This is a genomic window from Nostoc sp. LEGE 06077, assembly GCF_015207705.1.
GTDB lineage: Bacteria > Cyanobacteriota > Cyanobacteriia > Cyanobacteriales > Nostocaceae > Nostoc_B.
Map to the genome: position 1 here is coordinate 177,342 of NZ_JADEWI010000003.1, position 21,629 is coordinate 198,970.

A 21,629-nucleotide genomic window follows, 5' to 3' on the forward strand; every position below is an offset into this window, starting at 1 on the left:
TTGCCTCCTGCTACAAATCCCACTCGGCATTTAAATGACGTATGTATGACGACGATGACCTAAGCCTACTCGATCCAGAGGTAGAGCTAGAAAGCCCTCTCGATAAAATGGAGCCACTAACTGCTGAGTCAGAAGTGGCAAAGCCCGATCCAGAGGTCATGTTAGCTCTCCTGGAAAATTCGCAACCGCAGCAGAGAATGTTGGCGGCGCGTGCTTTTTGTGATATTGAAGATGAAAGGGCTACCCCCCTACTGATTCGCCTGTTAAGGGATTCTTGCCCCTTAGTGCGAGTGAGTGCAGCCTATGGTATTGGTCGCAATCCCAGCCAAGAAGCGGTAGAACCGTTGATTGCCCAACTCCACCACGATTGGAATGGCTACGTCCGCAAAGGCGTTGTCTGGGCGTTGGGTAATTGCCGCGATCGCCGTTGTTTATTACCCCTAGCAGACGCTTTAAGAACAGACATTTCCGCCGTGCGGTTGTGGTCGGCTAGTGCTTTAGCACAAATGGCAGGGGTGGGTTACGAAGCTGTTGTTGGGGCAATTCCCGCTTTAATTGAAGCTTTAGTCCAAGACCCAATCTCCGCCGTGCGGAGTAATAGCGCCTGGGCTATTGGACAGTTATGCAAAGAACTACCCTCTAATATTGTTTATGCCACAGCCATTGATGCCTTAATTCAAGCCTTTGCGGAAGACAAAGATTTAGGCGTGCGAGAAGATGCCAAAGCTTCACTACTCGGCGTAGGCGACCCCCGTGGTTTACAGCTAATCGAAACTTTGGAACAAGAGGGATGGTTTTAAAGAAGTCTGAAGTCTAAAGTCTGAAGTAAACTGACTATTGACTGACAAAGAATGAAGTATGAAGTAAATATTGATACGAAATTTCCCTGGTAAGCGAAAAAAGTCAGTTTTTCTTGGCTCATCACCTATCCCTTGAGGGATGTGTTAATTTCATAATTCATACTTCACACTTCATACTTTATACTTCACTTACTTTCCGATGGTGGCTTGATCAAGTTGAGGTCATAAGGACGTTCAATGTCATCCTCACCCAAATACTCACCGTTTTGAATTTCCAAAATTACTAAGGGAATTAAGCCGGGATTTTCCACTTTATGTAATGTTGCTGCGGGAACATAAGTAGATTCGTTGCGGTTTAGCAATACTTCCGCTTCACCACAAGTTACCTTGGCCACACCAGAGACTACAACCCAATGTTCATTGCGGTGGTAATGGATTTGTGGTTTAATCCCGTGTTTGGGCTTAATTTCCACGCGACTAATTCTATAGCTATCTCCCTCTTCTATTACCTCAACGCTACCCCAGTATCTCGCACCGGAATGTGAAGATAACTCATGGCTAGTGGATTGCTCGTTGTTATCATTTTGAGTCATAAACAAACTACTCAACGACGACTATTACTATTGTTTAGTAATTTAACGCACATGAGTTGACAATTTGCCACAATAACTGATGTTGTACCAATTCTGTATGAAGATGCACAGACTATTAACAAACGAACCGCCAAGGATTGAAGTTAATCATTCCCTACAGCTTCACATTAAATTGGTATAAGCCTTATTTATATAGGAATCCGACTTGATTATTTAAATTACTTGTGTAGGTAGGGAACAGTTAACAGGACAAGAAATAACAGAGGTATACTTAGCTTTTTTCTCCAAATCAAATATGATTTCTATAGAATGAAAATACACACAAAAGCTGCTTTACCAATTACGCTTTTAGCAGGCAATAATACCTTGCCAATTATTCAAGCTTATTTTGAATTCAATCATCTCAAGCAACTATATCGTCAGGGGTGGTTACAACATGGTATTGAAACCAAGTATTGTGAAAGTGTTGCCGAACACTCGTTTGGTGTTGCCTTACTAGCATTATTTTTATTAGATATTTATTCACTTGAATTGGATAAAAATAAAGTCTTCCAGATGGCTTTAATTCATGATTTGGGCGAAGTCTATGCTGGTGATTTCACGCCTAGGGACAAAGTTAATCAACAAGAAAAATATCAGTTAGAAAAAGATTCTCTGACTCAGATATTAGATAAACTACCGAATTGCTCATACTGGATTGATTTGTGGGAAGAATATGAGCAAGGTAATTCACTTGAGGCTCAATTTCTCCGCCAAATTGACCAATTAGAAATGATTTTACAAGCGAGTGTATATGAGCATCAAAAATTAGCTAATCTCTCGGAGTTTTTTACATCTACTAATCAGGTATTTCAGATACCACAACTTCAATCTATATTTCAAGCCTTAGAAGAATTAAGAAATAATTGCAATTCTATATCTCCAAAACCTCAGTTAAATGTTCAGACTATATGTAATGACTGTGCTTTTCATGTCAAAGCAGAATCAAGCATACAGTGCATTCATCCTGATGAATCTGATGTGAATTGTGCTGTTGTCACTTTTTGCAGTTCCTTTCAACCTAGCGAAGAAATTGATAGTCCATGTGTGACTTTTGGCAGTGATGAGAAATAATAACAAGAAAAGGGTAAAGCGATCGCTCCACCCTTATCATCAATAATTACACTACTCTAATTATCTTGAATTGTCATGCTCTTGTTGCTGATTATCTGTTGAGCTATTAGTTTCTAATAGACGGGAAATAAACACATCTGGTTTTCTACTAACAACAGATATAACTCTATCAATGGCAACTACTTCACTGGTTTTCACAACCATTTCCCACAAAGTATCTTCTTCTGTATCTTTGTTATGCGTTCTGTGTTTAAACCATAACAAATCATCACAAACATTGATAATTCTTGCGAAATACCACTTATCTCGTATTAATATCCAAATTTCTTGCTCTAAGTAATCTTGGAGAATTGATTTCACAATAATTTAGAGGATTACAAACAATGTCGTAAATACTATTTGGGGATGAGATATTAATGCAACAGGGAAAATACTTAATCTTAACTTCTAGAAAGAATACAAGGTGATCTGCACTGAAGCCGAAAAAGATGTGAAGACTACCCGCGAATACCATTTACATAAGCACCAGTCAAATCGTGCTGCGGTGCGGTAAAAATCTGCTCGACTGTACCATACTCAATTAATCTTCCCACTTCTGCTTGTACCCAAAACAGGGCAGCGTAATCACCAATGCGTCTAGCTTGAGCGAGATTGTGGGTGACAATTACCACTGTGTAACGTCCCCGCAGACTAGCAATTAAATCCTCAACGACTCCGCTAGAAATCGGATCGAGCGCGCTACAGGGTTCATCAAATAATAAAACTTCTGGTTGCAAAACCAAAGCACGGGCAATACATAATCGCTGCTTTTGTCCACCAGATAAAGATAAGGCAGGAGTATTCAGTCTATCTTTAACTTCGTTCCAGAGTCCCACATCTTGCAGTGTGGTTTCAATCAGCCAATCGAGTTTTGCGCGGTTTTTTATTCCGTGTTCTTGTAGGGGAAATGCCAAATTCTTCCAAATGGAGAAGGGGAAAGGATTAGGTTTTTGAAAAATTGTCCCCACACGCCGACGCAGGGTAATTACATCTATTCGTTCCTTGAGAATTTCTAAAGCATCTAAGCGAATGCTTCCCGTTACTTTGGTATGAGGAATTAAATCAGTCAAGCGATTGAGACAACTCAAAAAACTGGTTTTACCACAACCAGAAGGCCCCACCAATGCAGTAATCTTCCCGGCGTGAATGGGCATGGAGACATCTGTAAAAGCAGCTTTTTTCCCGTAATATAAACTCAGTTGTTCGGTTCGCATTGAGGGCAGAGATAACCGAGAATTTTGTCTGAGTTGAGATTGCTTCATGGTGTAATCCTTCCTGCTAACCAAAACTTAGCTGTCCATGTTGCCATACCATTCACCAGTAACAATAAAATCAACAGCACTAAGGCAGAGGCGTAGGCGTTAGCATCTCCGCCAGCCACATTCATTGATAAATCAAAAATATGCACCGATAACGATCGCCCGGAATCTAGTAATGACTCTGGCATCCGATCTACATAACCACTGGTAAAAATCAGTGCGGCTGTCTCGGCGATCGCTCTCCCAATTCCCAGCACTAAACCGACAACTAACCCCGGTGTCGCTGCTGGTAAGAGTAGTTTCCCTAATGTGGTGGTGCGTGATAATCCCAAAGCTGCTGCCCCTAAGCGATACTCGCTGGGAACAGCTTGCAGTCCTGCTTCTGTAGAACGTATGAGAATCGGCAACACCATACAAGCTAAAGTCAACCCACCAGACAAAATTGAAAAACCCAATCCCAACTTAATTGCGAAAAAGGTGTTACCAAATAAGCCAAAGACAATCGATGGTACTCCTGCCAATACATCTAAGCTGCGCCGGACTAACCGCCCAAACAGACTTTCAGTGGTGGTAAACTCGGCTAACAGTATGGCAGTACCAACGCCAAGGGGGAGAGAAACCGCCATACAAACCCCCAAAATCAGACAAGTAGAAATCAGAATCGGGGCAATTCCCCCCTCACGCCCAGCATTGCGCGGTGCAGTTGTGAGAAATTCCCAATCAAGCTGCCCCACACCGTGCCAGACGATATTGCCTAAAATCCAGCAGAAAACAGCAGTGACAAATAAAGCGATCGCCCAAAAGACAAGGGTAGGTAATTTTTTAGCCATAGATGTTTCTCCTACTCACACCTTCGGCAACGACTACTAAAATAGCGATCGCTCCCATTAATAACAAACCACTCACAAACAATGCAGCACGGTGATTTCCTGTAGCGTAAGCCATTTCTAAAGCGATATTGGCTGTCAGTGTGCGAACGGGGTCAAATATGCTGGTGGGTGTTTGGACTACATTGCCACAAACCATCAACACTGCCATTGTTTCCCCAATCGCCCGTCCCGTGCCTAAAATTAAACCAGTAAATAAACCAGATTTTGCCGCAGGTACAACAACGCTTCTAATCGTTGCCCAGTGGGAAATTCCCAAGGCAGCTGCACCTTGTAAATACTCGTTGGGGACTTCAGAAAAACTGGCTTCTGCTGTTAAAGCGATGGTGGGCAGAATCATTAATGTCAAAATGGCGATTCCCGCTAGGAGACTAGTTCCTGGTGGTTGTAGTTTGCCAATCAGTGGTACAAGAACGACTAAACCCCAGAACCCGTAAACAACAGAAGGAATACCAGCCAGTAAATTAATTAACTGCCGATATAATCCCCCAACTACAGGAGGTGCATAATACTGACAAAAGATTGCCGAACCAATGCCTAAAGGTGCAGCAAATAGTACAGAACCAAGTGTCACCAACAGACTACCCCACAGCATGGGCAGTAAATTATAGAGTCCTTGCACCGGATTCCAAGAGCGATCGCTCATAAAACGCCACCATCCCACCTCTCGCAGTATGGGCAATGCTTCGAGTAATAAGAATATAGTAATCAAGATAACGATAATACCTGTGATTACAGCCAAACTCCGTAATATCCATAGGAGAAAAATATCACTTTGAGATGGGGACAAAATCTTGGTTTTTAACAATGTCATGAACTTGTGGCGATTGTGCAAACTCGATAAATGCTTTATCTAAGCCTTGGGGCTGGGTTTTAGTCACCAAATTGAGAGGACGGGACAGAGGAAACGTCCCATTCTGGACATTCTCTGTGGTGGCGGCAATTCCATTCAGGGGCAATAATTTAATGGTCACGCTGTTATTGATACTAAATTCAGCCGTACCAATTGATACATAACCAATGGCATTAGGATTACCTGCTACTGTCTTAATCCCCTGCTGATTGTCTCCAATCACCACCGATGCTTTGATATCGCTATTTTTGAGTTGGAAATAGCTCAGAAATAATTCCAGGGTAGAACGGCCCTCAGCTTTATTGACAACTGTAATCGGTGCATTTTTGCCGTTAACTCGTTGCCAGTTGTTAATTTTAGCCGTGTAAATATCAACAACTTGTTGATTTGAGAGGGATTTGACTGGATTATCTTTGTGTAAAATTATGCCAATTCCGTCACGGGCGATCGCAAAACCTTGTAAGTCTTTTTCTTCATCTTTGAGGCTACGAGATGCCATCCCAATATTAGCAACGCCTGTACGTGCATCGGCAATTCCGCGAGATGAACCGCCTGTTTGCACATCTACTCGCACATCAGGATATTCTGATTCAAATCGCTTACCAATTTCTGCTGCTAATGGTGCAACTGTACTAGAGCCTGTTAAAACTAACTTTCCTTGTAATTTATTGGTTGGTTGAGTTGCTGTTGGTGATGGTTGGGTACAAGCTTGTAACCCTAAGCCAATTGTGAAGGCGACAGTAATAAATGCTATGGTTTTGAGTCGTTTCATCGAAAAATTGCGTCTAAATTTTTATTCAAAACAGAGGAGACAACAGCCTAAATCAATTGCCTTACCAGCGTTTACTTGTCGAATGGTAGGAACAAAATGGTAAAGTACCGCCTTACCATCTCGTGTTGCTTCTACAAAACCTGCCTCCCGTAAGATTTTTAAATGGTGGGATAATAAACTCTGCTCTAGCTTTAAAACAGAATTCAGTTCCCCTACGTGTTTAGGACTTTCCATGAGAATTTTCAGAACAGATAGACGTGTTGTATCTGCTAAAACTTTGAGTTGACGGGCGCAAAAGTCTGGAGATGAGACATTTTTAGAGTTCATCATTCATTCTTGCTATGGTTTGAATAGCTTTTGATATGAAAAATTTTTCAAGTCTATATCATATAGCGGTTTTTGCTTGAGTGAGGTACAAGCAAGAATAATTAACCGCCGATAAATTTGTACCTCAGCAGACGAGGAAACGCTATAGGCGCAGAGCCATTACTTAGTGATTAGATCAATTTTTAGACTTTAGACTTTAGTTGAGCGATCGCTGTGAGCATTTGTTGATAATACTCAATATTTCCTTCTTGATAATAGATGTTGGCAGATTGTTGAAAATCAGCGATCGCACCTTGAAAGTCTTCTAGTTGGCGGTAAACATCAGCGCGTAACATATAAGCTGAAGCCCAATGGGGTTGACGCTGTAAAGCTTGGTTTAAGTCTGTTAATGCGCCTGACAAATCTCCCAACAGTAACCGGCTGCGTCCTCGATGATACCAGTCTTCGGCAAAACTGGGGTCAAGGGCAATGGCTTGATTGTAATCGGCGATGGCATTTTGATAATCTTGCAGGGCATAGTAAGCACTGGCGCGATCGCTGTAAAATGCTGCTGAGTTGGGATTAATCTGCAAAGCTGTGGTGTAATCTGTAATTGCGCTGTGATAGTCTTCCAAGGCGTAGCGCAAGGAACCTCGATTGTAATAAGCCTCTACTAAACTAGGGTTAATTTTGATAGCTTGATTATAATCTGCTAAAGCTCTTTGTTCGGCTCCTAAAAGGCGTAGGGCATTACCTCGGTTACAGTAAGCTGGAGAAAAATCAGGATCAACTTTAATTGCTTGGGTGTATTCTTCTACCGCTGCTAAATAATCTTGCAGAGCTTCACGGGCTAAACCACGACCATAGTATGCTGTAGCTAAATTGGGGTTGAGTTGTAAGGCGCGATTGTAATCTAAAATTGCCCCTTGATAATCTCCCAAACAACGACGAGCATTAGCGCGATCGCAGTATCCTGCTGCATATTCGGGGTGAATTTGCAAGATGCGATTGCTATCGGCGATTGTGCCTTGGTAGTCACCCAACTGACAACGGGCATGAGCCAGAAAACCGTAGACTAAAGCTAAAGTCGGATTTTTGGCTAATGCTTGTTCATAATCGATGATTGCACCTTGATAATCGCCTAAATTCGCCCGGACTAATCCCCTTTCGTAGTATGCTTGCACATCGTCAGGATTTAATTGTAGAGCTTGATTAAAGTCGGAAATCGCCGCTTGGTAGTCTTTGAGGTAGGAACGGACAAGTCCGCGATTGTAGTACGCCGAGGCAAAATATGGGTTAATTTGTAATGCGCGATTGTAATCAGCAATTGCACCTTGATAGTCGCCCAAGATATAGCAGGTATTACCGCGGTAATGATAAGCTTCCACCAAATGGGGATCTAGCTGTAATGCCCGTTCATGATCGGTGAGTGCTTGCTCATATTCTTCTAAAATATGAAAAATATTCCCACGACTGCTGTAAACGGCAGCATACTGGGGATACCACTGTAATGCTTGCTGAAAATCTGCTAATGCACCTTGGTAATCATTATTCTCGCTGCGAGCTACACCCCGATAATGAAAAGCTCGCGCTATATCAAAATCTATATGTGTCACTAACTCAGGATTAATCTCGATCGCTTGGTGATAATCAGCGATCGCTCGATCATACTCCCCTAACGCGCAGTAAACATTTCCCCGACCGTGATAGGATTCTGCTAATTTGGGATTAATTGCTAATGCCCATTCGTAATCAGCGATCGCTTCTTCGTAATCTGCTAGAGAGTAAAGCGTGTTGCCCCGGTTATGATAAGCTTCTGCAAAATTGGGATTGAGTTGGATTGCCTTGTTAAAATCGACAATCGCTGCACGATAATCTCGGAGTGAGCTATAAAAAATATTACCGCGATTATAGTAGGCTTCGGCAAAATCAGGTTTTAGCTGAATGGCCTCAGTATAATCGGCGATCGCTCCTTGAAAGTCTCCTTGCAAATTTTTGTTAAACCCTTGGTTAAAAAAGTCGTCAGCATTCATCTAAGTTTAATGGGCTGTGAAACTCCCCGCCCCCTAATTTTAGGATGGGCGCTGTTTTGTATCAATTGACTTCAGCGGATTTTCACAATTGTCCTTGTAAATATAAATTAGCAGCACTAACTATCCAGCAAAAATACGTGTAAAATCCTACTCATAACCACAATCAGTATAAATCTCTTAATACTAGTCTTTTTATTTTGTTGTAAGATAACAATCCATTTGATTTATCAACTGGCTCGTCAAGAGATTGAAAAAGCAACAGATAATAAATAGATTTGTTAACAACTTATTTATGTTTTCTATAGTTACTCAAAAGGTTATTAATAGCAAAACGCAGTAGAATTTTATAACAGATAACAGAGGTACTCAACCAATGAATATTTTGGTAACACCTGAAGATGAGCAACTACATAAATTTCGCAGCGAATTAGGCAAATATACAAATACACAAGAAGTGATTAACACAACTTGGAAAGTTGTAGAAGAAAATTCGCATCGTCCCGCAGACATAAATCAAAAAACAAGTATAGAAGATGAGCATACTTGTTGTCGAATATTCCGAGATCGTTCAATGGGTGAAGGGTGTAGTCATACAGAAGATTACATTGATTCTGAGTTAGTTGAAAAATAGTGTAACAGCTAGTATTGATCAGCAAGAACTTTACAGTTGCTGAGTATTTTACTGTAATTTTCTATTAACTAAATTGTGCAGATGAAACAGAGACAAAGGGATAGAGACTAGGATTAGTAATTTTTACTCAGCAAAACTTAACTATCGAAAAATTTTTGTTCCTAGCCTCTAGTCTCTAATCTCTATATCTTAAGCAGCGACTTTTTCTTCCAGAGGTTTAAAAGTCTTTTTGGTAGCACCACAAATTGGACATTGCCAATCATCAGGAATCTCTTCAAATGGTGTACCAGGTGCAATTCCCGAATCGGGATCACCCGCCACAGGATCGTAAATCATGCTGCATTGACGACAAATCCATTTGCGAGTTTGGGAATCTTCGCTGGCTACTCTGGTAACAGCTTGCCCACCATTTAAAACTTCTAGAGCTTCAGTGTAGCGATCGGCATGGTAATTTTCAATAAATTTGAGCAAGCCAAAACGGTGTGCGGCTTCTCGAAATGTATCAGCGTGTTCGCCAGATTCTTGTGCTTGTTTGAGAAATTCAGCGGCGGCTGGATTGTCCCTATCACTTTGTGCCGCTGCGGCAAATTCGGGATACATTGTAGTGTATTCATAAGTCTCTCCCTCAATTGCTAAAGACAAGCAACGAGAGACAATTTGTTTTTTTTGTTCATCAGTTAAAGCCGTGGGATCTTCAACCACCAATTCTGGATGCAGCAACTGAAAATGGGCAAAAGCGTGTTCAGTTTCTTGTTCTGCGGTTTCCCGAAAAAGTTTTGCTAAATCCGAGAATCCTAATTTACTAGCAACTTTCGCAAAAAATAAATACTTGCGATTAGCCATCGATTCACCACCGAAGGCTGCTTCTAAGTTATGCAGAGTCGTAATGTTGGATAAATCCATAGTGTTGAGATACCAGTGAAATAATATTGCCTAGCAAAAAAAACAGAGTTTAAATCAGGTTTATGAGCCAATTTTGTATACCAGAAAACGTTTTATCCCAATTTCTGTTCGCCCATCTTTCTTTACCTGTTTTGACTGCTGTTCCAGGAAGATTATAAAACTAAAAATTTAAAACATTTTTTATTGACAAATTTCTCAAACAGCCCCGCCATTGACGCGAATATTTTGCCCAGTTATCCAACGCGCTTCTTCACTGGCTAAAAAAGCTACCACGTCGGCAACTTCTTGGACATCACCCAGCTTGTTAAAAGCTGACATTTGGGCTAGACGATTGATTTGTTCTGGGGTTTTACCTTCACGGAACAGTTCTGTATCAGTCGGGCCAGGAGAAACAACATTCACTGTGATTTCCTTAGCACCCAACTCCTTCGCCAGCACCCGCGTTATCTGTTCCACTGCGCCTTTAGTTCCTACATAAGCACTGTAGGTTGGTAACATCATCCCTGTGGTGGATGAAGAAAAGTTAATAATTCTTCCACCTACTGCTAAATGTTGTGCAGCTTGTTGACAGGCAAAAAAAGTACCTTTGACATTGACAGCAAAAATTTTGTCAAACTCTGCTTCAGTAATTTCTGTAATTGGCTTGTAGATAATTGTGCCAGCATTGTTAACCAAGATATCAACCTTGCCAAAATGGGCAATTGTTTTCTGAAAAAGTGCTTCAATATCAGCCACACTCCCGACATCAGCTTGGATAGAAATTGCTTGCACTCCCAGTTGTTCGATTTCTGCAACAACTTCTTGGGCTTTGGCTGCATTTCCCGCATAATTAACTACGACAGATGCACCTTGATGAGCTAATTTTAAAGCGATCGCTCTGCCAATTCCCCTCGATGCACCAGTCACAATTGCAACTTTTCCTGTTAAAGCTGCCATATCTTAATCCTGCTTTACTAGCGATGATTTGCTCTTAACCTATCGCACAAAGGTTAAATTTACCCACTTATAGAAGGGGATAGGTAAAAGGTTACAGGTGATAGAGTTTAAAACATTTCCCAATATCCTAACCAAATTGGCTACTGCGATAAATTTGGACTGTTGACTATTGACAGCCTCCAGCAAAAATCTATGACATACAGCTTTAGTCTGAACTAAGACTCAGGAACAATGGCTACACCATCCCGAATATTCAACAACCCGGAGATAATAATTTCATCTTCTGGCTGTAATCCTGCCAAAACTTGGTAATAGTTATTTTTGATATTGCCTAACTTCACGCGTTGTTGTTGTGCTACCACCTGTGAAACGCCTTGGGGACTTGTTTGCTGTTTCGCTACGTAAACAAAAGTTTCCCCCGCCACGCGAGTTACAGCTGTAGTCGGAATCAAAACTCCAGAACGCTGACTCCAAATCACTCTTGTCCGCACTAATTGACCTGCCCTTAACTGCCCTTGGGGATTATTAAACAGTGCTTTAATTAAGATTGATGGCGGTTCATTGCTCACATTGGGAGTAATTAAAAATACTCGACTTGTACCCAAAACTTGCCCTTGAGAATTCATAATTTCTATGGGCATTCCCTTACGTAATTTGGGGCCGCGCTCTAGTGGTAGAGTTAAAGCAACTTCTAAAGGTCGGTTTTCAGCAACAGTCATGAGTCGTGAAGAAGTCGTGACAAAATCACCAACTTTTACCGAGATATCGCCCACGGTGCCACCAAAAGGAGCCGTAATTTTGTCATACTGAAGCGAGGCTGGTGGTTGTCTAGTATTGATATCAGCTTGCTGGATGGCATTTTCCGCTTGTAAGATACTAGCTTTTTGGGATTGAATTCGAGAATTTACCGCTTCAAGATTAGCCTTCGCCGTCGCCAACCTGTTAGCAGATAAATCCTTCGACTGTCGTGATATCGCGCCTTGGTCTGCTAAGTTGGCAGATCTATCGTAATCTAGTTGATTTGACTGCACTTCAGCCAACTTTGATATCCGTTCTAATTCCAAAGCGCGGAGTGTGGCGCGGGCGCTTTCTAGTAGGGCTGCGGTTGCTTGGGTTGAACCATTATTGCTCAATGCTGTTGGTTGTTGGGCTTTATAATCTATTTGGATAATGGGTGTACCTGCGGTGATAGTCTGTCCCGGCTTGACAAATATTTGGGTAATTTGTCCGGGGATTCTTGACTGGAGGTTGATCGAACGCCGAGATTCTAGACTGGCAATATAGTCTGCACTTTCCTCAATTGTGCCTAATTGCACAGGAGAAATTTTAGCTCTTACCCCTGGTGTTTGAGAGTGAGTTGACGGTGTTTGATGTACAGGCGTAAGTAAACGCCAAGCGATCGCCACTCCACCCCCGACTATGAGTATTAAAGCTAACAATAATCGCCACCAGCGCCATTTACTTTGAGGTGGTTGTGCTGACGTTTCTGGAAGTTCTTTTTCAAAATCAATTTGCGGCTCAGGGGATGTCATGACTTATCAGGTTACTAAAAATACAGTAAATAATTTTCGGTTTGTTGAGATGCAATTTACTGATACAGCATGAAGAGAAATAATAAATTATATGTTAGCTCGTCCCAATATACAGCTTTTTTTTCTCATGTCTAATCTATCAAAAGGTTAATGATAAAAATTTAGAATGTGATAGTTTGATTAACTGTCTTGTCAGTTATTAGAAAGAATATTTACATATTGCTAAAATAGCCAATTTAGATCCTATTCATCAAGTAAATCTTCAGTAGTGTTTGTTACAGATATGCCAAGAATTTGGGAGTTTGCATGAGGAAGGATTAAGCATAACGCACCATATCTATTGGTGCTACAATTTTAAGCTTTCCTTTATAAATTATCTTTTCAAAATACTTTGAGCTAAATAATAGATGAAAGGGGTAATTGAGCCGTTAAATGATTGTAATTGGTATAATTGGGAACTTTTAATGATGTAACCAAAAATATTTATTTTAGGTACTCAAACTCTAGTAATTATTAGATAAATGTAGAAATTACGAATGAAAAATATTATTCAAAAACTCCGTAATGTTGTGACTGCATATTCCATAAAGTGGTATATTCGCCGCCACTCTGTAAAAGTTCCTGATGAGTGCCATCTTCAATTAAATGACCAGCTTTGAGAACTAAAATTCGGTCAGCCATCCGTACTGAAGCCAGTCTGTGAGTAATCAAAATTGTAGTTTTGCCTTCAGCTAATTCAATAAAGTGTCGGTAGAGATCATATTCGCTGCGGGGGTCGAGTGCAGCCGTTGGTTCATCTAATAGTAATAGCTGGGCTGATTGACGCACAAAAGCACGAGCTAAAGCTAATTTTTGCCACTGACCACCAGAAAGTTCTGTTCCACCAAATTGCTTACCAAGTGGTGTATCTTCCCGTGTAGGAAAATTATCGACTAATTGAGTGATATCAGCTTTTTCTACTGCATATCTGAGCATATCTGGGTGTTCTAAAGCAGTTAAGTTTCCCAACGCAATATTTTCTCCCAGAGTCAGCGCATAATGACCAAAGTCTTGAAAAACTCCAGCAATTTGTTGTCGCCACTGCCATAAATTTAAATTTCTTAAATCTATTCTATCAACTAAAATACATCCTTGTGTTGGGTCATATAGCCTAGTTAAGAGTTTAACTAAAGTAGTTTTACCTGCGCCATTTTCTCCGACGATGGCGACTGTTTGTCCAGGGTAAATGGTAAAAGAAATATCTTGTAGAGCTAAACGATTATCTGGGTAGTAAAATTCAACTTTCTCAAAAGTAATACCTGAACGAATGGGAGTCGGAACTTTCTCTCCAGGTATGCTCAATGGCATAAGAATAGGGCTATCAAGAAAGTTGAAAAACTGCTGCATATAAAGCACATTTTCTAACAGATCTACCCAATTAGCCACAAATCTTTCGAGATTATTTTGAAAGTAAGTCAATGACTGGACAAATAAAAGTACACTACCAGGACTGAAATCGCCGCGAAAAGCTTTCTGTACTACCCAATAAAAAGCAAAACCATTTCCCAAAGTACTGAGAATGGCTAAAGTCGATGACCAAAATGCTTGCTTCCCCCGCAGATGGCGCATCGTTTGATGTAAAGACTGAAATGCTTGTAAGTAACGCGTGATAAAAAATGAACCTAGCTGAAACAACCTGATTTCTTTCGCATAGGTATCAGTCAGCATTACCGAAGTGTAATATTGCATTCTCCGCGCTTGAGGACTTTGTTCAAATAAAGTTAACCAAATCGCTTTGCCATAATGAGAAGAAACCACTATTTGGGGTATAGTGGCGATCGCAATTACTAATGGTATCCAAAAAGCTAGGGGAATTAATAACCCAACTATCACTATCAACGTCACAAAAGAGCGACTTAACTCCACCAAATTCTCTAGTAAGTTTAGCGGTTTATAACTGACTTGTTGTTGCAAAAGTTGTAGCTCATCATAAAACAGAGAATCTTCAAAACGGCTCAAATCTGCAAAACTATCAGCCTTCTCCATTAATAACAAGCTAATATGAGCCGTTAACTTGTCATTGAGATTTCCTTGAAGTGCAAATATCCAAGGATACAGTAATGTTTCTAATAACAAAGCTCCTACCCATCCTGCTACCAAAGGTGCAAGTATTGCATAACCTAATTCTCTCCCAGATGTTAAAGCTGTTGCTACAGTATCTACTACTAATTTGGTAATCCAAACACTAATAGCCGGAAGAAACCCTTGCAATAAAGTAACAGCAATTAAAAATACCATCTCTCTCGGTGCTGCTGTCCACAATAAAGGTAGAGAACGAAATAAAGCTTTAGAGTAGTCTGTAAACCAAACTCTGAAATCGCTCATCAATTAAACCTAATTATTTATCTGGGATTAATACTGTTTCTTGATGAAGATGCAATTAATTGGTTGTTGTAGAGACGTTGTATACAACGTTTCTACAAGATTTATAAAGTGTAGTGGCGTGTCCACCTGAAAATACTGCATAAAAACAACTCTTGTGATGTGGGCTGAAAAGCCCGCACCAGAAGAGCTAGAAGCCCATCCCACAAGACAGTTGCAATGCAACATTTTAGCTTTGACACGTCAGTAACTTCTCATAGAATTGGTATAAGTAAAATCCACCTTATCCCTGTTTTCTCTTCATCTGCGTGTTGCACCAAGGGCGATAATTATAACTTCCAGTTGTTATAGCTTCTACATTAGTACCCCAATGCAGCAAGTAATCTTAGAGTCTATTTCAACTAAAAACCATCCTACTTAAGAAAGAGTAAGATTAAGATTGCGGGTAAAAACTATACTTCTTCAGAAAGAATAAAAAACTCTAGAAAAAGATAATGTTAGAGAAGTCAGATGATCAAAACAAGGCAATGTTTTGCTAACAGTAGCAAAAGTTTTATCAAAGACAAGGTTTTAGGGAAGCTCAATTTTATCTAGAGTTCCCAGCACTTTTTAAGAAGTGATTTTGACCTGTTGTGGATTAGTTAAATTCTGAATAAAAGGCTGAATATTATTGTTTAACTATATCTGTAGGGGCATATATAGTTAAGCTCTAACCATTGTCTTAGTTTCTGGTCATCCTTCATATTTGGTTGTGCCAATATCTATTCTTTCATAAAGCTAGTTGATTTACAAACATCATCAAAGCTTTTCTGAAATAGAATGCAGATTTGCCAACAAACTCATGAATTGAAGTTAACAGGAGTAAGTGACCATGCTTGCAGAAAAAACACTGACCCAACAAACAATAGATATGCGTTTGGAAGACAAAGCTGATAAATTAGAACAACTGTTGTTGTCTGATGAAGAAATAGCAGCTTTAGAAAAATTGGCAATGCCAGGAATGTTTGAATCTGAAACGCAGCAAAGATGGTTTGCTAATTGCGGCGGATGTGGCGGATGTGGAGGCTGTATTGGATGTCGAGGCTGCGGAGGTTGCGTTGGATGTCGGGGTTGCGTTGGATGTCGAGGTTGCGTTGGATGTCGTGGATGCGGATGTCGTGGATGTGGAGGATGTAGAGTTAGTGAAACTGGCTCAATATCCAGTGTGCTAGATGATAGTGATGATTTGGGATTTGGATACTAAATAACCGGAAGATATTCCTCAATCATTAGTGAATACATATATCCCTAACTTATCAAAGAAGTTAGGGATATTCAGCCAAATAAATTTTTACAAATCAAATAAGCTTACTACATCTGTAAAAATAGATTTTTGATGTTTATTTTGTGAATTTTTACACGATAAAACAACGTCTATGAAATTAAATGATGCTCAACGTCTGCGTCTGTTAAAACACGTTGTTGTTCATGTTATGTCGTCAGATTTTCATGGCGAAGAAACAATGATATTTAATACGACGCGGCGAACGCTAACCGTTAAGGGTCAAGCACTACATGATGTAGAAAGTTTGGTATTACCTTTACTAGATGGCTCCCAAACAATAGGAGAAATTCGGGCGGCAATTAGTGAAAGATTGACAGATGCTTCACTCAACCAATGTTTAGAATTTTTGATAGAAAATCGCTTAGTTGAGGAGTTCCGTGAAGATAATCTCGATTTAGATAGTCGTGCTGATTTACTGCCTCAAATTAGTCTTTATCATGAGTTAGGTTTTCAGCAAAAGGATGCCGCAAAACACTTAGCTAACGCTAAAATTGCCGTTTTTGGGCTGGGTGGTTCAGGGTTGATAGCAGCAATCAATTTGGCTAGTGCTGGTATTGGTTTTCTGCGGTTGTGCGATGATGTATGCACAATTCCTTCCGATTTAGTAATAATGTCAGACTCGGTATTTAAGCAAATCGGTGCATTGCGAGGTGTGGAAGCGGCAAGACAAATTGAGGCGATCGCCGAAATAACTGACACAGAGGTTGTGATCGATAATTTGACAGATGATGCCACAGTCAATGCTTTGCTTGAGGATGTTGACTTGATAATTGTCGCCACCGATGCTGTCTCTGTTAATCTCGCCTATCGCCTCAACAGATTATGCTGGAAAATGCAGCGCCCTCTGCTACCGGGTGGGGCGGCTGGTGTGGAAGGAACTTTTGGCCCCCTAGTTTTTGCTCACGATGGCCCTTGTTATCTCTGCTATCGGATGAGGTCGATAGCTTGTGCCAAACTACCAGAGGCGGAATTGGCAATTGAGCGATTTCTCGACAAAGAACGCCGTTCTCAGCCACGGTTGCAAGAAAATCTGCCCGTTGCTCAGATGTTGGTAGGAAGTTATTTGGCGCTGGATGCTATCAAGATGTTCCTCGGTTTACCCATCGCCACTGATGGCAAATTAGTACATCTAGACTTACTCGGTACAAAGCTGACTCATAATGTTGTGCTGAAAAAACCGGGTTGTCCTCATTGTTCACGACAGGAGAGAATATAGTGAATGCTGCGATCGCTAGTCCCCGTTGGCGTGATTTAGTTAGCCCCCATACAGGAATTATCCGCGCCATCGATCGATTTACCAAGCCTTATACAGAGTTTGATTTCCCCGTTTTATGGCAAGCCGAATTAGCAAATTTCCAACTTCGCAAACAGTCGGATGATTTACGGTACGGCGTAGGTAGAGGGATGACTGATGAACAAGCTATTTTTGGGGCAGTTGGCGAGGCTGTAGAGCGCTACTGCGGGAGTATTGTTGATTATCGACAACTAATTATTAGTAGTTACGCAGATTTAAATCATCCTGCTGTTGCTCCGCCAACTTTTTTCTCCTTTTCAGACAAACAATATTCTGACCAAACTTTTCCCTTTCCCGCTTTTGATCAAGCAACGCAGACTTCATGGATAACTGCCCTGTCTCTGAGCAACAACCAACAGGTTTTAGTCCCAGCCTTCATGATTTATTTCGACTGGGATAGCAATGTACCAGGAGATTATATTTTACCTGTGACTTCCAATGGTATGGCTAGTGGCCCAACTCTGGAGTTTGCGGCTTATAGTGGCTTGTGTGAGTTGATTGAGCGTGATGCTTTCATCATTACATGGTTAAACTGCCTACCTGCACCCCGGATTTATTTCGCACACCGTCCCGGAATTGAGACGGAGATTTTACGCCACTACGCCCGATTTGACATTGAATTAGTTACCTTCTATTTGACTACAGATATTAAAATCCCGGTTGTCATGGCAATGTTAATTGACCGTTCCGGCAGAAGTCCCGCTGTGACAACTGGTTTAGGATGCCATCTGGATGGGTCAACGGCGCTGCGTAAGGCAATTTTTGAAGTTTGTCAAGCCCGCTTTGGTGACATAGAACGTATGTCTCATGGTGCTGGTTCGCATCTTCATCAATATGAAGATGTGCAGAATTTAGATGATCACAGCGCTTTTTTCTACAAACCGGCTCGGCTAGAGGAGTTGAAATTCTTATTTGACCATGACTATTACGTAACAGTGGAAGATTTACCAATTTACCCGCCTTCAACCGAGGTAGAAAAATTGCAGTCTGTCATGACTAGATTGCATTTCGTGGGTGTTGAACCTTATTTAGTGGAAATTACCACCCCTGATGTTGCATCGCTTGGTTTTCGCGTTGTGCGAACTTTGGCTAGTGAATTAGTCCCGATATATTTTGGTCATGGACTAGAGCCTTTGGGTAATCGGCGGTTATTCGATGTGCCAGAAAGGTTAGGTTATGCTGGGCGACGTACTGAAGATGACTTAAATCCCTGTCCCCATCCTATGGCGTAACACTATTTTGGATTGGGAATTGTGGCATTGCATAAAACTTAGACAATAAAAGCCTGTCCCCTATCCCCTGTCACCTGTCACCTGTCCCCTATCCCCTGCTATAAATATCAGGAAATTAGCAAAATGTATACAGTCAATGAGCCACTGGAGTTAGCGCTGCTCTATCATTTGAATTCTCCAGTACCTAAAAGTTATGTCAAACGTGTTCCCGCTACAGAAATGCGATATATGCCGGAGGCTCCTTTTTTTGAACTGCCAAAAGCACCACACGATAACTCACTGAGTCAACTTTTAGAGCGTCGGTCTTCTGGACGATCATTTGCCAATACAACTATGCAACTGATCACATTGGCTCAGTTGCTAGATGCTGGCTGTGGACTGAATGGGCTACGTCAAATGGATGGTTACACCTATGAAGCGCGAAACGCACCATCTGCGGGAGGGCTATATCCGTTAGAGGTTTTTGTATCAACGCAAAAGGTGGAAAATTTAGCGGATGGACTTTATCACTATGAACCGCGCGGTCATGGCTTGCATCAGGTGAATGATGCAGTCCCAAATGATTTTGTCGAACCTTTATTGCAACAAAATTATATAGTGAATGCCAATGCTTTGTTTGTGTTTACATCAGTGTTTATGCGATCGCTGTGCAAATATGGTGCGCGTGGCTACCGCTTTGCCCTTTTAGAAGCTGGCCATCAAGCTGAAAATATCTGTCTGATGGCGGTGCAATTGGGCTTGGGTAGTCTTTGCATCGGTGGATTTTATGATCTGAGCCTCAATAATCTGTTGGGTATTGATGGTAAACGTCATGCGGCGCTTTACTGTGTTGCTGTGGGGACTGAAAGAAAGTAGAGAATTAAGGTTTTATTTTTATCTTAATTTAGAGATTTTTCGGGAAAATTTATGTTTGTGTAGGATGCAATCAAGGTTTGTTCAAAGACTTTTGCTAGAGCAGTTTGAAAGCGTTGACGATGCTTGAGTTTAAAAAATGGTCTAACTATTTCTAAATCTTTACTGCAATCTGCTTGGTGAGTGCAAACTCGAATTGCTCGTAAAGTTCCTAACTGAATTTCTTTTTTTACCATTAACTCAGAAATTCCTGTTGCACCTACACCACTTTCAACAGCGGCTTTGGCCATTTCGCCACTATTAAAGACTAAAATTACATTGAGTTGACTAATATTCATACCCCAATTTTTTAGGGCTTCTTCAAATCTTTGCTGGGTTCCAGAACCTGGTTCTCGCATCACCCAAGAAGTTTGAGTTAGTTCTTCCACAGTAATTTCTCCAAGTTCAAACCAAGGGTGAGTTTTACCAACAACTATTTGTAAGCGATCGCTGCCAATGATTTCTTGCTCTAAAGTAGTCTGTAGAGATGGTTTAACATCACCTTCGACTAAACCTAAATCAAATTGCCCCATTGCGGTTCCTTCACAAATTGTTTCGGCATTGGCCAAAGTACAATCAACGGAAATCTGTGGATATTTACTTTTAAACTCACTAATTTTACTTGGTAGCCAATAGTTACCAATGGTTAAACTTGAGCCTAATTTTAATTCGCCCCGTTGCAGATTGTTCAATTCTCTTAATCCCCGTTCTGTTAACGTCACTTGATCGAGGATTTTCTGTGCTTCTACTTGTAATAACTTACCAGCTTCGGCAATCTCAATGTGGCGACCAATCCGATGAAACAGTTTGACTCCGTATTCTTGCTCTAAGTTATGAATTGCTGCACTCACGGCTGGCTGAGTAATATAAAGCTCTTCAGCTGCACGCGTAAAGTGTAGATGTTCTGCTACAGCGAGAAAGATTCTTAGCTGCTCCAGCGTCATCCCTGCCATACTCAACTATTCCTCAAAACCTGGATGTCAAAATTTAATCACTTATATTTATAATTTTGACAAATAAAAACATTTGATTCTATTGATTAGATGACATACAGTAAAAAGTAAGAATAATAAATACACACGTTATGAATGTGTCTACTCAAATATGCAAAAAATTCAGTTAAGCGATCGCCATTGTATAAATGAATTACCAAAATTGTAAAATCAGCAAAATTCAGCACAATGCTGCGAAAATCGCTAATTTTAGCTAATTTACTGCACTAATATTATTATTCAGACTTGTGTTATTACCATATCTGCATTAAAATAAATTTTGGCAAAAATGTCCCAGCAAATTAAATATATTTTTCAAGTGCGATCGCGGCACAAGTGGCAAATTATCTGGAAAGAAATTTGCTATTACTTCAGCATTTTTTGGAGGGGAGCCTCTTGGGGTTTAAGGGTGTTATTGATGCAATTAGAGTCTAAACCAGCAGAAGAAAACAAACAACAGAAGAAGCTAGGAAGGCTAAATCCATCACGAATCAGGGATCATTTAGCCAATGAACGTACTTATCTGGCTTGGATGCGAACGGCGATCGCACTTTTGGGTTTTGGTGTCGTTATCGTCCGTCTGCGAGCTTTTCAAGTCCCGCTGTTACCAACTCCTGGTAATGGTTGGAAGTTAGGTTTAGTATTTTCACTAGTTGGGTTAGTAACGGTATGGTTATCAACAGCACATTATTTTGCAGTGCGTCGTGATATTGAAGACGATAATTATGAACCTACAGACCGCTGGGTAATTTTATTTAGTCTGGCAATTATGATTCTCGGCTCTGGAGTAGTTTATTATGTGTTCACTACTCCCCTGAGTCCTTTGAGTCCGGTGATTCCAGATTAATTGATATTTTCTATAGGACTTAGAAAGGTTT

At 40.8% G+C, this 21,629-nt stretch carries 21 protein-coding genes; 8 read left to right on the forward strand and 13 right to left on the reverse strand.

Annotation, left to right across the window (positions count from 1 at the left end; translation table 11 throughout):
• Window positions 1-41 precede the first annotated feature (41 nt).
• Window positions 42-800 carry a HEAT repeat domain-containing protein gene (locus tag IQ244_RS03525; RefSeq protein WP_193889834.1) on the forward strand — a complete coding sequence of 253 codons (759 nt, stop codon included), beginning with the start codon at window positions 42-44 and terminating at the stop codon, window positions 798-800.
• A 185-nt stretch (window positions 801-985) separates the two neighbouring features.
• On the opposite strand, the gene IQ244_RS03530 is transcribed toward IQ244_RS03525, so the two are convergent.
• Window positions 986-1,393 carry a phosphomannose isomerase type II C-terminal cupin domain gene (locus IQ244_RS03530; protein ID WP_193889836.1) on the reverse strand — a complete coding sequence of 136 codons (408 nt, stop codon included), beginning with the start codon at window positions 1,391-1,393 and terminating at the stop codon, window positions 986-988.
• A gap of 309 nt (window positions 1,394-1,702) precedes the next feature.
• Here IQ244_RS03530 and IQ244_RS03535 point away from each other — a divergent pair, with 309 nt between their 5' ends.
• Window positions 1,703-2,506 carry an HD domain-containing protein gene (locus IQ244_RS03535; protein ID WP_322746022.1) on the forward strand — a complete coding sequence of 268 codons (804 nt, stop codon included), beginning with the start codon at window positions 1,703-1,705 and terminating at the stop codon, window positions 2,504-2,506.
• A gap of 60 nt (window positions 2,507-2,566) precedes the next feature.
• On the opposite strand, the gene IQ244_RS03545 is transcribed toward IQ244_RS03535, so the two are convergent.
• The 7 genes from IQ244_RS03545 to IQ244_RS03575 form a co-directional block, all read right to left on the reverse strand.
• Window positions 2,567-2,866 (reverse strand): hypothetical protein, encoded by a 300-nt coding sequence (locus tag IQ244_RS03545; protein WP_193889838.1) that lies wholly within the window; start codon window positions 2,864-2,866, stop codon window positions 2,567-2,569.
• 137 nt (window positions 2,867-3,003) lie between these two features.
• Window positions 3,004-3,807, reverse strand: a complete 804-nt coding sequence (locus tag IQ244_RS03550; protein ID WP_193889840.1) for a phosphate ABC transporter ATP-binding protein — start codon at window positions 3,805-3,807, stop codon at window positions 3,004-3,006.
• The gene (gene pstA, locus IQ244_RS03555; protein ID WP_193889842.1) at window positions 3,804-4,634 is read right to left on the reverse strand and encodes a phosphate ABC transporter permease PstA; all 831 of its coding nucleotides are present in this window, start codon (window positions 4,632-4,634) and stop codon (window positions 3,804-3,806) included. The genes IQ244_RS03550 and pstA overlap by 4 nt, the downstream gene beginning before the upstream one ends.
• Window positions 4,627-5,505: a phosphate ABC transporter permease subunit PstC gene (pstC, locus tag IQ244_RS03560; protein ID WP_193889844.1), complete on the reverse strand. Its 879-nt coding sequence runs from the start codon at window positions 5,503-5,505 to the stop codon at window positions 4,627-4,629. The genes pstA and pstC overlap by 8 nt, the downstream gene beginning before the upstream one ends.
• Window positions 5,462-6,316: a phosphate ABC transporter substrate-binding protein gene (locus IQ244_RS03565; protein WP_193889846.1), complete on the reverse strand. Its 855-nt coding sequence runs from the start codon at window positions 6,314-6,316 to the stop codon at window positions 5,462-5,464. Before IQ244_RS03565 ends, pstC begins: the two co-directional genes overlap by 44 nt.
• A gap of 21 nt (window positions 6,317-6,337) precedes the next feature.
• On the reverse strand, window positions 6,338-6,646 hold the full coding sequence (locus tag IQ244_RS03570; protein WP_228058711.1) for an ArsR/SmtB family transcription factor: 309 nt from the start codon (window positions 6,644-6,646) through the stop codon (window positions 6,338-6,340).
• A 179-nt stretch (window positions 6,647-6,825) separates the two neighbouring features.
• Window positions 6,826-8,655: a tetratricopeptide repeat protein gene (locus IQ244_RS03575; RefSeq protein ID WP_193889848.1), complete on the reverse strand. Its 1,830-nt coding sequence runs from the start codon at window positions 8,653-8,655 to the stop codon at window positions 6,826-6,828.
• A gap of 373 nt (window positions 8,656-9,028) precedes the next feature.
• Between IQ244_RS03575 and IQ244_RS03580 the strand changes: the two genes are divergently transcribed.
• On the forward strand, window positions 9,029-9,286 hold the full coding sequence (locus IQ244_RS03580) for a hypothetical protein (protein ID WP_193889850.1): 258 nt from the start codon (window positions 9,029-9,031) through the stop codon (window positions 9,284-9,286).
• Window positions 9,287-9,475: 189 nt separating this feature from the next.
• Here IQ244_RS03580 and IQ244_RS33165 read toward each other — a convergent pair whose 3' ends face one another.
• From IQ244_RS33165 to IQ244_RS03600, 4 genes are all read right to left on the reverse strand, one after another.
• Window positions 9,476-10,189 (reverse strand): rubrerythrin family protein, encoded by a 714-nt coding sequence (locus IQ244_RS33165; RefSeq protein ID WP_193889852.1) that lies wholly within the window; start codon window positions 10,187-10,189, stop codon window positions 9,476-9,478.
• 195 nt (window positions 10,190-10,384) lie between these two features.
• A complete protein-coding gene (locus IQ244_RS03590; RefSeq protein ID WP_193889854.1) occupies window positions 10,385-11,125 on the reverse strand; it encodes an SDR family oxidoreductase in 741 nt (246 codons plus the stop codon).
• 215 nt (window positions 11,126-11,340) lie between these two features.
• On the reverse strand, window positions 11,341-12,657 hold the full coding sequence (locus IQ244_RS03595) for an efflux RND transporter periplasmic adaptor subunit (RefSeq protein WP_193889856.1): 1,317 nt from the start codon (window positions 12,655-12,657) through the stop codon (window positions 11,341-11,343).
• A 546-nt stretch (window positions 12,658-13,203) separates the two neighbouring features.
• Complete coding sequence (locus IQ244_RS03600) at window positions 13,204-15,021, reverse strand: ABC transporter ATP-binding protein (RefSeq protein ID WP_193889858.1); 1,818 nt, start codon at window positions 15,019-15,021, stop codon at window positions 13,204-13,206.
• Window positions 15,022-15,889: 868 nt separating this feature from the next.
• Here IQ244_RS03600 and IQ244_RS03605 point away from each other — a divergent pair.
• From IQ244_RS03605 to IQ244_RS03620, 4 genes are all read left to right on the forward strand, one after another.
• A complete protein-coding gene (locus IQ244_RS03605; RefSeq protein ID WP_193889860.1) occupies window positions 15,890-16,261 on the forward strand; it encodes a hypothetical protein in 372 nt (123 codons plus the stop codon).
• A 172-nt stretch (window positions 16,262-16,433) separates the two neighbouring features.
• Window positions 16,434-17,558 carry a TOMM precursor leader peptide-binding protein gene (locus IQ244_RS03610; RefSeq protein ID WP_193889861.1) on the forward strand — a complete coding sequence of 375 codons (1,125 nt, stop codon included), beginning with the start codon at window positions 16,434-16,436 and terminating at the stop codon, window positions 17,556-17,558.
• A complete protein-coding gene (locus IQ244_RS03615; RefSeq protein ID WP_228058712.1) occupies window positions 17,525-18,868 on the forward strand; it encodes a YcaO-like family protein in 1,344 nt (447 codons plus the stop codon). The genes IQ244_RS03610 and IQ244_RS03615 overlap by 34 nt, the downstream gene beginning before the upstream one ends.
• Before the next feature lie 123 nt (window positions 18,869-18,991).
• Window positions 18,992-19,723: a SagB/ThcOx family dehydrogenase gene (locus IQ244_RS03620; protein ID WP_193889864.1), complete on the forward strand. Its 732-nt coding sequence runs from the start codon at window positions 18,992-18,994 to the stop codon at window positions 19,721-19,723.
• A gap of 23 nt (window positions 19,724-19,746) precedes the next feature.
• On the opposite strand, the gene IQ244_RS03625 is transcribed toward IQ244_RS03620, so the two are convergent.
• On the reverse strand, window positions 19,747-20,712 hold the full coding sequence (locus IQ244_RS03625; protein ID WP_193889866.1) for a LysR family transcriptional regulator: 966 nt from the start codon (window positions 20,710-20,712) through the stop codon (window positions 19,747-19,749).
• A gap of 328 nt (window positions 20,713-21,040) precedes the next feature.
• Here IQ244_RS03625 and IQ244_RS03630 point away from each other — a divergent pair, with 328 nt between their 5' ends.
• A complete protein-coding gene (locus tag IQ244_RS03630; RefSeq protein ID WP_322746023.1) occupies window positions 21,041-21,598 on the forward strand; it encodes a DUF202 domain-containing protein in 558 nt (185 codons plus the stop codon).
• Window positions 21,599-21,629 lie beyond the last annotated feature (31 nt).